We start from the raw sequence: 13,880 nt of genomic DNA, 5'->3' as shown, positions 1-13,880 counted from the left end.
GGGTGCTCTCAATCTGCTCGGATACGGTGACGGGCACTGCAGGGTTGCTGGCTTTGGTCGGTAATGATCCGGTGATTGCAACGCAGATGATGCAAGGGGTGTTCATTTGGCACCTGCCGCAGGCATACGCTTCAGCGCATCGACAAAGAACTGGAGGAAGCCCTCGGGATGCTCGCTCATCGGGAAGTGGCCGAGTTCGTCCATGACCGAAAGGGTGGCACCGTCAATCGCGTCTGCCGTGCGCTTGGCGTCTTCGGGCGTACAGGTCAGATCATAGGCACCCACGATCAGATGCACGGGCGTTTTACCCGTGTCGATGTCACCCAGACGGGCAATCAGGCTGTCATCCTTGGTGTAGAAACTCAGGTCGCCACGGAACACCCCCGGGCCGCTTTGCATGAACATCCATAGTGTATTCCACCGCTCGGTATTGGGCGCAAAAGGCGAGATATTCGCAGAGACGAGTGCCGCACCCATTTCGCCGCCATGGGCATCGGGACGGTGAAACCAGTCAATATCATACCACGCGGGTTGAAAATCAGATGCCTCGATTGCGATGAACCCGCTGAATTTATCCGGATGCAGTGCCGCAAGTTGCAGCGCAATGCGGCCCCCCATCGAACAGCCCGCAAGCACAGGACGCTCAAGCCCCAATCCCTCGATCACGGCCAACACGGTCTCGATATAGGCTTCGGTGGTTAGCAGGTATTCTTCCGTCTCGAAACCCTCGGGCGGCAGGGACTTACCGTGCCACGGCAGATCGAAGGCGACCATCCGGTTCGTCGCCGTGATGCCCGTGTCATTCATCAGATGGCGCCACTGTCGCGTGTCCGCACCTGCCGTATGCAAGCATAAAACAGGACGGCCCTGCCCTGCTTCTTCAAAATAGATCCGGCGCGGCGCGCCCTCAACACTGACGGTCAGGTAGCGGCCTGTAATCGGTTCGATGCTCATGCGGCGTCCTTTCGTGCGGGACGCGGCAGCGCCATGAATTCTTTGAAAAAGCGCAGATTTTTGACGAGGCACAGAATGTCTCCATCAATGCTGCCACGGCCGATTTTCAACAGACCGAAGATGTCGTGAAATCCGGGCGCAGGTAGGGGCTGCCAGAATTGCTTGAGCGCATCTGCATCGGTACGCAGGGCGAAACGCCACGGTGTCTTGCGGCTGGGGCCTGCGGTCACTTGGGTCACGTGCCCCTTCTCGAAGGTCAGGTAAATCTCGTCATCGCCGACCTGAATAAGGACAGTCTCGGAAAACAAGCGCCCGAGGCGCAGCAGGTGCGGCGTGGCCTCCAGCTTTGCCTGCATGGTGTGGAACGTATCAATCATCTGGTTGTCCTCTTCAAATCCCTTGCATTGTGGTGCCACGAGGGCGGGCCACACCGCCATACCGATATGGGTATTACGCAATACCGCCCACGGCATTGGATCGCGCGCACCTTTCGCAGAGGGTTTGCGCCAAGGGTCGTCCGCTGCGGCGCCCAAACCGGCATCAACATTGCCACTTTGGAGGAAGAAAAATGGGTATCGTCAACATCGACAACATCAGCGACGTCGTCATCGCAAGCTTGGGCCAGCATGGTGACATCACCGACCGCCAACGCGAGATCATGTCATCCCTCATCCGTCACCTGCACGGGTTTTGCAAAGACGTGAACCTGCAGCACGGCGAGTTCCTCGAGGGTTGTGAATACCTCAAGCGTGCAGGCCAGACCTGTGACGAGAACCGCCAGGAATTCATCCTGCTGGGCGACATTCTGGGTGTCGAAGTGCTGGTGGATATGTTGTCCAATCCGGTTGATGGCCCCGAGAGCGAATCCACCGTGCTTGGCCCCTTCTACCGCGAGAACCCGCCGGTTCTGCCAAAAGGTGCCTCGACCATCAAAAAGCATTATGACAACGAAGAAACCGCCTATTTTGAGGGCTATATCCGCGATGCAAACGGCAATGGGGTAGCCGGTGTGCAGATGGACGTCTGGGAAGATGCGCCAAACGGCGTGTATGAAAACCTCGACCCTGACCAGCCGGAATACAACCTGCGCGGCCGCTTCGAGACGGACGAAAATGGCCACTATGCCTTTGTCGCCGTGCGTCCCGTGCCTTACCCGATCCCCGACAACGAAACAGCAGGTGAATTGCTGCGCTATATGGGGCACCACCCCAACCGTCCGGGGCACATGCACTTTATCATCTCCAAGGACGGCTTCCGCCCGCTGATCAGCCAAATCTACGACTCCGAGAGCAAATGGCTCGATGATGACAGCGTGTTTGCGGTCAAGGAAAGCCTGATCGGTACATTCAAAAAGGCCGCGCCCGAGTTGAAGACAGACCTCCATTTCGAGTTCGACTTTACAATCAAGTCAGAGGCCATCGCAGCCGAATAAACCACGAAATCTCCCTGAGACTGGCCTCCGCTGATGCGGGGGCCTTTTTTTGTGCAAGAACGCGGTCTAAGATAGCAAACCGCAAACGATTGCTTGGGAGGGCCTTTTGCGGACCATCGTATTTTCACGGGAGGGAAAATGAACTTCAAGCAGATGACCTATTTCATCGCCGTCGCGGAGGAGCTGCACTTTGGCCGCGCAGCAGAACGGCTGGATATGGCGCAACCCCCGCTGAGCCGACAGATCAAACAGATCGAGGACGAGTTGGAAGCGGTACTGTTCAACCGAGGGCGCAGTGCGATCAGCCTGACCCAAGCGGGCGAAAAACTGCTGGAGCGTAGCCGCGCAATCCTTGCCCTGCTGGACGACACAAAGCTGGAAATACGCAGGCTCGGTCAAGGAGCGGAAGGACGGCTGCGCATCGGCTTCGTCGGGTCCTCTACCTACGGGATTTTACCGAACATCGTAAAAGCGTTCCGCGCTGCCTATCCTGCGATTAATCTGAGCCTTCAACCGATGAACAATGCCCAACTGCGCCAGCAACTGGTGTCGCGCATGATTGATGTGGCCGTCGCGCGCCCCGCGCTGGACGATGCGGAATTTGCAGTAAAGCATCTGGTAAAAGAGGATTTGATTCTGGCGTTGCCCGACACGCTTGATACCGGCACGCGTGAGGTCGCTGACTTACGGCGACTGGAGACTCACAACCTGATCCTTTATCCGGAATACCCCCGCCCCAGCTATGCCGATACGGTGATCAACGCTTGCACAGATGCGGGGTTTCCGGTGCCAAAGCGCGTGTTCACGATGGATTTGCACACCGCCCTGAGCCTTGTTGCGATTGGCGAAGGGGTCTGTGTCGTGCCCAGCTCAGTTGGGTCAGCGCCACGTAACGGGATCAAGTTTCTGCGGATCGAACCCGAGATTTCGCGCACCTCCCTGTCCGTCAACTACCGCATCGACGAACAGGGCGTGCATGTGCAGAACTTCATTAAGGTCGCACAAAACGTGGCGCGGGAGGCGCGTTAAGGCACCCGTTTTCAGACACCCAACCATTTGTGCTGTGTCTCGACGTCGGCCCGGATTTCATCCGCGCTCCCGCTCCAGACGACTTGGCCCTTGCCCACGACAACAACATCATCGGCCAGCGATGTCGCAAAGCCGAAGTTTTGCTCGACCAATACCATCGACAGGCCGTCGCGGCGCAGATCCTGTAATTTGTCATGTATCAGTTTCACGATGATCGGGGCAAGCCCCTCGGTCGGCTCGTCCAGCACCAGCAAGCGCGGGTTCATCAGCAGCGCGCGGGCAATGGCCAGCATCTGCTGCTCGCCGCCGGACAACTGCATACCGCCATTGTCCATCCGCTCTCCCAGACGCGGGAAAAGTTCGACAACGCGGTCGATCGTCCACGGGCCATCGCCAAAGCGTTTCGACGCAATCTCGAGGTTTTCCCGCACGCTCAGAGAGGGGAAGATATCACGCGTCTCGGGCACATAGGCGATGCCGGATTTGGCGATGTCAAAAGGGCGTTTAGCGATGGGGGCACCCTCGAATGTGATTGTGCCTGATTTGGTCGGCAATAATCCCATAATCGTCTTGAGCGTCGTAGATTTGCCCGCTCCGTTGCGCCCCAAAATGGCCAGCACCCTGCCGGGCTTTGCCATGACGTTCATGCCATACAGGACTTGGGTTTCACCGTAGCCAGAATTCACTGCATTCAGTTCAAGCATCTTCCCAGCTCCCCAAATAGATTTCTTTGAGCAGGTCAGATCCGCGCGCAGCATCCGGCAGCCCGTCAAAAACCACCTCGCCATAGTTCAGCACGGTGATCGTATCGGCCACGTCAAAAGCAAGATCCATATCATGCTCGATGATCAACAAGGTCAGATCGCGCGGCAGGTTGTTCAAAAGATCATGGAACCCTTTGGCCATCTCCGGCCCAACCCCACTTGTCGGCTCGTCCATCAGCAGGACAAGCGGGCGGGTGGCCAGTGCCACACCGACCTCAAGCTGGCGCCGCACACCATAGCTGATCTGCGAAACCTTTGCATGCAGGAACGGCATCAGGTCGACCTGATTGGCAATATCCTTGACGATCTCGCGGACCTCCGCTTTGCCAAGGCTGTCGGACCACAACGTGGTCGCATTGCCCGTATGGATCGCGGCGGCAAGGCCGAGGTTCTCCTCAACGGTCAGCCCGTCGAACAGGGTATTTTTTTGATAGCTACGCGACAGGCCCTGCCGCGCGCGTTTGGCCACGGGCAGTGCAGTCACATCCTCACCCGCCAGATGCACCGTGCCGCTATCGGGCGTCAATTCGCCGACCAACTGGTTGAACAGCGTGGTCTTGCCCGCACCGTTCGGCCCAAGGATGACCCGCCGCTCGCCGCGCTCAAGCTTGAGCGAGACATCGCGGGTGACATGCACCGCGCCAAAGCTTTTGTCCAGATTGCGTGTCTCAAGCATCTTTTGTCACCTCCGTGGCTTTGGGTGTTGCCGCAGCAGATTTGCGGCGCGCCGCGACGAAGTCTTCGATAAAGCCAAAAATCCCGTTGGCACGACTCATCACCACACCAATCAAAATGAGGCCGACAATCAGGTGCCAATAGGTCGTTAGTGAACTCAGCTCGTGTTTGAGAACTACAAATACCGCTGCCCCCACCAGTGGCCCCACCAGCGTGCCAAGCCCGCCAAGGATCACCACGACCAGCGCTTCGCCCGAAACCGTCCACGCCATCAGGCCGGGCGAGATATACATGATGTGTTGTGCAGCGAGGACACCGGCAAAGCCCGCGATCATACCCGATAGGCCAAAGACATCTGCCTTTACCCGCCAAACGGTGAGACCGAGTGCGCGCATCCGCTGCTCGTTGTGCATCACACCCGAGAACGAGCGGCCAAGGCCCGAGCGCAGGATCATCACCGCCAGCCCGTACATCGCGGCAAGGGCGACAAGGCAAAACAGGGCGAATGTGCGCGTGTCATTCAGATCAACGCCGATCAAGGACAGATCAAGACGTTCGATCCCGCCCAAGCCATCATCGCCACCAAAAATCGGAGCTTCGAAAACATAGGAATAGGCCATCTGGCCAAAGGCGAGCGTTGCCATGATGAAATAGATGCCATGGCTGCGCGAACAAATCGCGCCGATGACCCATGAGATAGCAGCCGTAATCGCGACCGCCGCACCCATCGCAACAGGCGGTGTCAGGCCCGCAGTCGTGGACAGCACGGCATAGCCGTAAGCCCCTACCCCCATCAGCGCGCCGTGACACAACGATACCATGCCGCCAAACCCCGCGACCATATCAAGCGCCAGCACCAGCATGGCGAGGATGAGAATTTCGGTTAAAATTTCCAGCCCGAAGTACTGGGCCGTAAAGGCCTGAAACAGCGCACCCGATGCCAAAAGCACCAAGGCTGCATATCGCAAAGGCGTGTGATGGAACATGGTCTATCCTTTCGCCGGAAAGAGGCCCACGGGCTTGATCACAAGGACCGCAGCCAGCAGGGCGTAAATGAGAACAGAGGAGAGTTGCGGTGCCAGAACGGCCCCGAAGGTCTGCACAAAGCCGTAGATGAGCGACCCCGCAACTGCGCCTTTGAGCGATCCGAGACCGCCGATCACGATCACGATCAACGTGGGGATCAGGATTTGCAGCCCCATATCAGGCGTGACGCTGAGCAGCGGGGCAGCCACCGCACCAGCCAATCCCGCCAGTGCGCAACCCACGCAGAAGACGCAAAAGAACAAACGTTCAACGTTGATGCCCAAACAGGCGGCCATCTCGTCATTGTCGACGCCTGCCCGGATCATCGCACCGATTTGCGTACGCCCCAGAACGAAGGCGAGACCAGCCAGTACGACGAAGCCCAGAACAATGATAAACAAGCGGTATGTCGGATACTCGACGCCCAAGAACGCGAGCCGGCCTCCCAGCATTGCTGGCACTTCAATCGCAAGGGGCAGATCGCCCCAGACGATACGGGTCATATCCAACAGCACGAAGATCAGGCCAAATGTCACCAGAACCTGCGCCATCGGCCCTGACTTGCGCATCCGCTGGATAAATCCGGAATAAAGAAGAACCCCCACCCCCGCGACAGCCACGGGTGCGAGCAAGAATGCCGCCCAATAACCCCACATACCAGCAACAGAAGCCGCAAAATATGCGCCAAGGGCATAAAGCGCGCCGTGGGCAAGGTTAACGAAATGCATCAAGCCAAAGATCACCGTCAGGCCGACAGATAGAAGAAACAAAAGCATCGACAGCTGCAGCGCGTTGAGCGCTTGCAGCGTCCAGAAGCCAAGATCGGTTGTCATTTTAGGACCTCCCCCACATGAAAACCCGGCCACAAAATGCGGCCGGGTTGTTGTTTTAGTTAGAGACTGGATCCATCACACAGCCGTTGGCCGGATCGGTCTCGGATGGCAGCTGTGCCAGGACCTTTTGCGTCAGCCCATCTGTGCCCGCGATGGTCTCGTAGACATAGATCGGCTGGACGATGTTGTTGGTTGCAGGATCAATCGACAACGTGCCACGCGGGCCTTCAAAGCTGACCTGACGCAGGGCATTGGCCAGCGATGCGCGGTCCTTAGCGCCCGCTTTTGTCGCCTCGATCAGCGCGCGTGCGGCGTCATAGCCCTGAACCGCAAACTCGGACGGGGCGCGACCAACTTTGGCCGTAAAGCCATCTACGAAAACTGCGTTCGCATCATTTTCGATTGTCGGCACATAGTGGGACGCCGCAATCACACCCTCAGCCGCAGGACCTTGGGCGTTCACATAAAGCGATGATGTGAGGAAGCCCGACCCGTAAAGCGGCAATTCAGCTTTAAGGCCAAAACTATCGTATTGTTTGACAAAGGAAATCGCCTCACCACCTGCGTAGAAAACATAGACGGCGTCAGCGCCGCTGGATTTGGCTTGGGTCAAATAGGGGCCGAAATCCTGTGTCTTTTGGAAGGGGGTGAAATCCTGCCCGACAATCTCGCCACCTGCTGCTGTGAAGGTCGCCTCGAAGGCGTCGATCATCTGACGGCCAGCGGCGTAATCAGGGGCAAGGGTGTAGACCTTGCGGATGCCTTGCTCGTACATCCACGTGCCCATCGGGCGATTGACCTGACCGTTCGAAAACGACATGCGTGTAATGAAGGGCGAGCAATCCGCGCCGGTTGCCTCGTCGTTGCCGGCGTTCGCGACGATCATCGGCACGCCTGCACCGTGGACCATATCGCGCACAGCACCCAAAACGCCCGAGCTTACGATGCCCGCGATCACGTTCACATTATCCTGCAGGATTAGCTTCTTGGCTTTGCCAAGGGCGACAGGCGGTTTCACTTCGGTATCTTCGCGAACGATCTCGAAGGTCACGTCTGTCTCTGCGCCAAATTGCGCCAGCCCCAGTGCAAAGCCTGCGTCAATCTCGTTGCCCAACGCGGCATAAACGCCGGAATATGGCAACAGCAGGCCGACTTTGATGTCTTCGGCATTGGCTGTCGTAGCAATAGTGGTGGCAAGGCCAAGGGCCGCCAGTGTGGTCGTCTTCATGTTGGTTCCTCCAGTTATAATTGCAGACCGTCTTGATGCGGGTCTATCCAAGGTCGCCGCCCCCCACGGGCACAGTGAGGCCCGTGATGTAGGAGGCATCGTCCGACGCCAGAAACAGGATTGGACCTGCCTGTTCGTCGAGTGTTCCGTATCGTTTCATGGGCGAGGACTGGATCGTCTGGTCGACGATGGTCTGGTACCAGTCTGCGCGTTGTTCTTGCTCCGCGTTGGCGTTGCGCGGGACGACGCGTTCGGGTGCTTCGGTGCCACCAGGTGCAGTGGCGACGACCCGGATACCGCGTTCCGCCATTTCCCACGCAAGGCTGGCGGTGATGGCATTCACGCCGCCTTTGGCCGCCGCATAGGGCACACGGTTCAACCCGCGCGTAGCGATGGAGCTGACGTTGACGATCACGCCCGATCCTTGCGGCAGCATCCGCTCGATCGCGGCGCGGCAACAATAAAGCGTCGGGAACAGCGAGCGGCGGACTTCGGCGTCAATTTGTTCGGGCTCGTAGTGCTCATATGGTTTGGCCCAGATGGTGCCGCCCACGTTGTTGACCAGAATATCGATCCGGCCCCAAAGGCTCGCCGCCTTTTCCATGGCCGCATCGCACCCGCTCCAGGTCTCCAGATCGACATTGATCGCCTCTGCTGTACCCCCGCTATCGCGGATCGCCGTGACCACATCTTCGCGCGCGGGCGAGCGGTCGACGACGAGCACTTTTGCGCCTTCACCTGCCGCACGCTCCGCCACGCAGCGACCGATGCCTTGTGCGGCACCTGTCACGACCATCACTTTGTCTTCAAAGCGGCGGCTCATGCGGCATCCGCCTCTGTTTCTGTCGGGTTGAACTTTTCGAAGTAGAAATTCGCAGGCTCCACACCCAGCGTTCCGAAATGGCTACGCACAGCATCCACCATGGGCGGCGGGCCACACAGGTAAACATCGACATCGCCGCCGTTCAGATCGTTCGCCGACAGATGATCAGTGACGAAGCCCTTGCGCTCATGCGCGTCCTCTTCAGCGGCCAGAACCGTAATCACAGTGACATTGCCGATCTGCTTGGCCAGCGCTTGCACGCGGTCCAGTTCCACCAGATCGGCAGCGCGCGTAACTGCATAATAAAGCGTGATCGGCTGATCGTTGCCCTGCTCTGCCAGATGCTCCAGCATCGACAGGAAAGGGGCAAGACCCGTGCCACCGGCCAGCCAAAGCTGTGGACGCTCCATCGGGCGCAGATAGAACGTGCCCATCGGGCCGGTCAGGGTGATTGCATCGCCGCCCTTGGCGCGCTCGCCCAGATAGCTGCTCATCACACCACCGGGGATGTTGCGGATCAGGAACTGACCCTCATCCGCGCCCGGTTTGGACGAGAAGGAATAGGATCGGTGCTTGTCCGTGCCCGGCACGCTGACGTTCACATATTGACCGGGCAGAAAGCCCATAGTCTTGGCCATCTTCACGCGCAAACCAAACGACGTTTCGGACAGGCGGTCCACGCCAAGGACCTCACCCGCTACGGGCTCTGGGGCTGTCTTGCACACTGCCGAAGTCGCAGGCACCCGCACAACACAATCGCTCAGCGGTGACATCTGGCAAGTCAGGACATAACCTTGCGCGGCTTCTTCCTCTGTCATCGCTTCTTCAAGGTAGAACTCAAGCTCGAACTTACCCTTCTCGGCAAAGCACTTGCACGTCCCGCAGACGCCATCACGGCAATCCATGGGGATATTGATTTTCTGGCGAAAGGCGGCCTCGGTCACCATTTCGTCGTCTTCGCATTGAATGACGCGGGTGACGCCATCCTCGAAATTCAGGGCTACGTTATAGGTTGTCATGGCATGCTCCTCCCTTGATCGCGCGCCCGTTGGTAGGCGCGCGAGATGTCAAAAACCGGCAAATACGGTTGGTGTCAGATGTGGTAGACGTCGATCACATGGTGGATGTGGTCGTTCTTGAGCACAATTTTCTTATCTGTGATCAATGGCTTGGGACCTGAGGTATCAAGCGTGTAGAACGACATCCCCCAATGGCTATCCGTGTCGCCATAGCGGTAGGTCAGCGTGTGCCAGTTAAAGCGCAACTTGATCTGCGTCCCCTCGCGGCTCAGCACCTCGATGTTGGCAAGGTGGTGCTGGGTGCGCGGCTCTGGCAGGGACGTGGCCGAGGAACGATCTGTCTGAATCCGGAACACGCGGTCTTCGATACCCGATTTGTTCGGGTAATAGATCAAGGATATCTCGTTTTGTGGATCTTCGGTGAGCATGTCCTCGTCGTCCCACGCGGGCATCCAGAAAGGGCAGTCGGCATGGTAAAAAGTCAGCCATGTATCCCAATCACGGTCATCCAGAGCACGCACTTCGGCGTAAAGGAACGACTGGATATCTTCGAAGCTCAGATCTGTTGTTTTCTCGAGTGTTGCAGTTGTCATGATCTTATCTCCTCATTCAGCCGCAACTTGGGCGTTGGCTGCATTTTCGCGTTCTTTGGCAACTGCGTCTGCCATACGCTCGGCCCATTGGGTGTGCTGGATTACGAACAGACCCTCGTCCTCGGTACGTGCACCTGACAGGATCGGATTGATTCCCAGCGCTTTTGCATCCTCGTCCGGTCCTTCGATCCACTGGGTTGCACCGCGACAAATGTCGTTCCATTTGGCATGCGCTGCCCCTGCATAGCCGCGCTGTGTCGCGCGGAATTCTTCGGTGTCATCGGGCGTCGCCATGCCGGAAGCGTTGAAGAAATCCTCATACTGGCGGATACGCAACGAGCGTGACACCTGATCTTCGCCTTTGGGCGCGATGCAATAGATCGTGACTTCGGTCTTATCCACACTGATGGGGCGGAACACGCGGATCTGGCTGCTGAACTGGTCCATCAAAAACACGTTGGGGTAGACACAGAGGTTGCGCAGAACACCCACCATCCATTCGGCCTTGGTCTTGCCATAGGTCTCGGTCCATTCGTCAAGACGGGCGTAGTTTGGACGTGATGTAGGATCGGCCCATGTGGTCCACAGCAGCAGGTGACCGTTCACATAGGAATGGAACCCGCCCTTTTGCTTGGCCCATTTGGAGGCATCTGTCGCTTTGATGTTATCCTCTTTGCCATCGACCGTGCGGTGCGATGTGGTGGCCACATAGTTCCAATGGACAGCAGAAACATGATAGCCGTCAGCACCATTCTCGGCCTGAAGCTTCCAGTTGCCGTCGAACGTGTAGGTAGAGGAACCGCGGAGCACTTCCATGCCGTCCTCTGACTGGTCCACGATCATATCGATCATCTTGCAGGCCTCACCGAGGTATTCCTCAAGCGGGGCAACATCCGCGTTCAGCGAGCCGAACAGGAACCCACGGTAGTTCTGGAACTTCGCCACTTTCGTCATGTCGTGGCTGCCGTCCTGGTTGAACTGCTCGGGGTAGCCCGCGCCCTTAGGGTCTTTGACCTTCAAAAGCTTGCCAGTGTTGGCAAAGGTCCAGCCGTGGAAGGGGCAGGTAAATGTCTTTTGGTTGCGGCGCTTGAAGCGGCACAACATAGCACCGCGGTGCGAACACGAATTGACCAGCGCGTTCAGCTCGCCGTCTTTGTCGCGTGTAATGACCACAGGCGTGCGGCCCATGTGCAATGTGAAATAGTCGCCGGGGTTGGGGATCTGGCTCTCGTGGGCCATGTAGATCCAGTTGCCCTCATAGATATGCTTCATTTCCAGCTCGAACAGCTCTTCGTCGGTGAACATGTCGCGGCGGGCGCGAAAGATCCCGTTTTCAGGGTCGTCCTGCACGATGCCGTCAAGGCGGCTTTCAAGCTCATCGAGATTGGAATGGGTAAACATATTCAGTCCTCCTCAGGGTGCCGCGCCTTTGTGGCTGTCGGCGATTTGATGGTGTTAAACTTCAGCGAGATGCTTGCGCGGCGCGCTGCGATCACGGTCGAAATAGGCAACCTTGTCGTCGTCGAGTGCCACGCCGATGCCGACGCCTTGCGGAACCTCGACGCAGAAATCATTGTATTTTATGGGCTCTGCCAGAATGTCATCGGTCAGCAGGAGCGGGCCAAACAACTCGGTCCCCCAGGTCAGTTTCTCCACAGTGCAGAACAGTTGCAGCGCCGCCGCTGTGCCCAACCCCGTTTCCAGCATGGTGCCAGCATAGAGGCCAAGGCCGGCTGCCTGCCCGATGGCGACAACTTCGGAGGCGCGCTTGATCCCGCCCGATTGCGCAACTTTGACCGCAAACACATCCGCCGCAGCATTGGCGGCAATCTCCAACGCGTCCTCGGGGCCGTTCAGCACTTCGTCCGCCATAACGGCGATCTCGTAATTGGCAGTGAGCTCGCGCTGCGCCTCGACATAGCGGCCTTGCACAGGCTGCTCGACCAGCTCGCAGCCCGCATCCTGCAACCCTTTGAGCCCCCAGCGCGCATCGTGCAGCGACCAAGCCTGATTGATGTCCACCCGCACAGAACCAGCATCGCCCACAGCGCGTTTGATGGCGGCCACATGTGCGACGTCGTCACGGACCGAGCGTTTGCCGATCTTGAGCTTGAAGATGTTGTGGCGGCGCGTCTCGATCATCTCCAGCGCCTCTGCGATATCGGTCTCGGAGGAGCCGGACGCCAATGTCCACGCAACCGGCATGCGGGCATGGACCTGCCCGCCGAACAATTGCGACACCGGCACGCCAAGGCGCTTGCCCAACCCGTCCCAGAGCGCGATCTCGACTGCCGCTTTTGCAATCCGGTTGCCGCGCACAATCTTGTCCATCAGCTGGATTGCGGTGTTCACATCATCCCCCGCCTTGCCCTTCAGCGCAGGTGCAATGTAGGTATCAATGGCAGATTGAATGCTTTCAGGGCTCTCAACACAGTATGTCAGGCCGCCGATTGTCGTGCCTTCCCCTATTCCGGTCGATCCATCCGAAAACCTGATCCGCACCAGAACGGCCGTTTGCGAGCGCATCGTCGCCATCGAAAGGACATGGCTGCGAATGGTCGGGACATCGATAACAACGGTTTCAATCTGATCAATCTTGGTCATGCGGTGTCCTCTGGTAGCAATGATGCTTCGAGGATCAGAATGCGCAGGAGAACCTGTTTTCGGCGATACACGGGCAGGTCTTGGTTGATACCCTTTGCGGCAATGCTCCCCTTGAGAGCCCGCGCCGCACCACAACTCGGATCATCATGCGCTCAGCGCGCATTGCACAGCCGCCAAAACCATCGCCGTTTATGGTCCGAGATTTATAAAAGGACCTGAAGAAAATCACTTCTTCAAACTGCGGCTCCATCTGCGATGACCGTTTGTTTGCGACAGGAGGTTAGCAATCGAGATACTGCGGTTCGTCACTGGATGTTAAGATGATGTGAGTTTCATGTAGCCTTCTTTGGCGACTCGGATGAGGTGGTAGTCATTCAGGTGAGCCGACGCGTGTCGCAAGCTGGCCGCTCTGTCGCCATAGATCTCAAAATCGGTCCACAAGCCACAGCACACAATGCGATGCCGTCCGAAGATCAGCTTCGGATTTTTGAACAAAGGTTGCACAACTTGTTTCAGCAACTTCGCGAAGATTGTCTTCCCGGTCGATTGCGCCCTCGTAGAAGTCATGGCTGCCGGGCATGACGAAAATCTACGCTGCCGGAATGCGGCCTCCAATCCATTGCAAAGAGGTCTTTCAGTTCTTCTGACCCTTGAAACCCCCATCTTGAAGAAGATTAGAACCGAGATCGGTTTTTTCCCCGCCGCATAAAAAGGGATGACCAGTTGAGGTTTCCCCATCTGCTCAAAACGGTGCATAAACTTTAGAATACAGCACAATAGCTTCAGTCATTGCAAAAGCTGTGTATGGTTGCACCGATCAACAGTTTCAATTTCCTGCTGCATCAGGCTCCAATCCAAGCGGCGCAAACCGCTTTGTGATAGTTCCAGTGTCCAGTGTCG

15 protein-coding genes are annotated in these 13,880 nt (G+C 57.6%); 2 read left to right on the top strand and 13 right to left on the bottom strand.

What is annotated here, in order from left to right; translation table 11 throughout:
• From ABYT07_RS13770 to ABYT07_RS13760, 3 genes are all read right to left on the bottom strand, one after another.
• A partial coding sequence (locus ABYT07_RS13770; protein WP_372992495.1) for a 3-keto-5-aminohexanoate cleavage protein occupies positions 1 to 106 on the bottom strand: 106 nt, incomplete at its 3' end.
• Positions 103 to 954 (bottom strand): alpha/beta fold hydrolase, encoded by an 852-nt coding sequence (locus tag ABYT07_RS13765; RefSeq protein ID WP_372992493.1) that lies wholly within the window; start codon positions 952 to 954, stop codon positions 103 to 105. The genes ABYT07_RS13765 and ABYT07_RS13770, both read right to left, overlap by 4 nt.
• Positions 951 to 1,331: a hypothetical protein gene (locus ABYT07_RS13760; RefSeq protein WP_372992491.1), complete on the bottom strand. Its 381-nt coding sequence runs from the start codon at positions 1,329 to 1,331 to the stop codon at positions 951 to 953. Before ABYT07_RS13760 ends, ABYT07_RS13765 begins: the two co-directional genes overlap by 4 nt.
• A 191-nt stretch (positions 1,332 to 1,522) precedes the next feature.
• Here ABYT07_RS13760 and ABYT07_RS13755 point away from each other — a divergent pair, with 191 nt between their 5' ends.
• Together ABYT07_RS13755 and ABYT07_RS13750 are read left to right on the top strand one after the other, a co-directional pair.
• Positions 1,523 to 2,386, top strand: coding sequence for a dioxygenase (locus ABYT07_RS13755; protein WP_372992489.1), 864 nt, complete (start codon positions 1,523 to 1,525; stop codon positions 2,384 to 2,386).
• Between the two features lie 138 nt (positions 2,387 to 2,524).
• The gene (locus ABYT07_RS13750) at positions 2,525 to 3,415 is read left to right on the top strand and encodes a LysR family transcriptional regulator (protein ID WP_372992487.1); all 891 of its coding nucleotides are present in this window, start codon (positions 2,525 to 2,527) and stop codon (positions 3,413 to 3,415) included.
• Between the two features lie 11 nt (positions 3,416 to 3,426).
• Here the strand turns inward: ABYT07_RS13750 and ABYT07_RS13745 are convergent, their stop codons facing one another.
• The 10 genes from ABYT07_RS13745 to ABYT07_RS13700 form a co-directional block, all read right to left on the bottom strand.
• Complete coding sequence (locus ABYT07_RS13745) at positions 3,427 to 4,119, bottom strand: ABC transporter ATP-binding protein (RefSeq protein ID WP_372992485.1); 693 nt, start codon at positions 4,117 to 4,119, stop codon at positions 3,427 to 3,429.
• Positions 4,112 to 4,855 carry an ABC transporter ATP-binding protein gene (locus ABYT07_RS13740; protein WP_372992483.1) on the bottom strand — a complete coding sequence of 248 codons (744 nt, stop codon included), beginning with the start codon at positions 4,853 to 4,855 and terminating at the stop codon, positions 4,112 to 4,114. Before ABYT07_RS13740 ends, ABYT07_RS13745 begins: the two co-directional genes overlap by 8 nt.
• Positions 4,848 to 5,840: a branched-chain amino acid ABC transporter permease gene (locus tag ABYT07_RS13735; RefSeq protein ID WP_372992481.1), complete on the bottom strand. Its 993-nt coding sequence runs from the start codon at positions 5,838 to 5,840 to the stop codon at positions 4,848 to 4,850. The genes ABYT07_RS13740 and ABYT07_RS13735 overlap by 8 nt, the downstream gene beginning before the upstream one ends.
• Positions 5,841 to 5,843: 3 nt before the next feature.
• A complete protein-coding gene (locus ABYT07_RS13730; protein ID WP_372992479.1) occupies positions 5,844 to 6,713 on the bottom strand; it encodes a branched-chain amino acid ABC transporter permease in 870 nt (289 codons plus the stop codon).
• Between the two features lie 55 nt (positions 6,714 to 6,768).
• Positions 6,769 to 7,941, bottom strand: coding sequence for an ABC transporter substrate-binding protein (locus ABYT07_RS13725; protein ID WP_372992477.1), 1,173 nt, complete (start codon positions 7,939 to 7,941; stop codon positions 6,769 to 6,771).
• A 43-nt stretch (positions 7,942 to 7,984) separates the two neighbouring features.
• Complete coding sequence (gene benD / locus ABYT07_RS13720; protein WP_372992475.1) at positions 7,985 to 8,764, bottom strand: benzoate diol dehydrogenase BenD; 780 nt, start codon at positions 8,762 to 8,764, stop codon at positions 7,985 to 7,987.
• A complete protein-coding gene (gene benC, locus ABYT07_RS13715) occupies positions 8,761 to 9,783 on the bottom strand; it encodes a benzoate 1,2-dioxygenase electron transfer component BenC (protein WP_372992473.1) in 1,023 nt (340 codons plus the stop codon). Before benC ends, benD begins: the two co-directional genes overlap by 4 nt.
• A 74-nt stretch (positions 9,784 to 9,857) precedes the next feature.
• On the bottom strand, positions 9,858 to 10,376 hold the full coding sequence (gene benB / locus ABYT07_RS13710; protein WP_372992471.1) for a benzoate 1,2-dioxygenase small subunit: 519 nt from the start codon (positions 10,374 to 10,376) through the stop codon (positions 9,858 to 9,860).
• 12 nt (positions 10,377 to 10,388) lie between these two features.
• Positions 10,389 to 11,777 carry a benzoate 1,2-dioxygenase large subunit gene (benA, locus tag ABYT07_RS13705; RefSeq protein ID WP_372992469.1) on the bottom strand — a complete coding sequence of 463 codons (1,389 nt, stop codon included), beginning with the start codon at positions 11,775 to 11,777 and terminating at the stop codon, positions 10,389 to 10,391.
• A 54-nt stretch (positions 11,778 to 11,831) separates the two neighbouring features.
• A complete protein-coding gene (locus ABYT07_RS13700; RefSeq protein ID WP_372992467.1) occupies positions 11,832 to 12,980 on the bottom strand; it encodes a muconate cycloisomerase family protein in 1,149 nt (382 codons plus the stop codon).
• Positions 12,981 to 13,880 lie beyond the last annotated feature (900 nt).

Origin of the sequence: Sulfitobacter sp., assembly GCF_041552635.1 — a bacterium.
Lineage (GTDB): Bacteria > Pseudomonadota > Alphaproteobacteria > Rhodobacterales > Rhodobacteraceae > Sulfitobacter.
The sequence above is the reverse complement of the archived record's forward strand: the minus strand, read 5'-3'. Positions and strand labels throughout refer to the sequence as shown.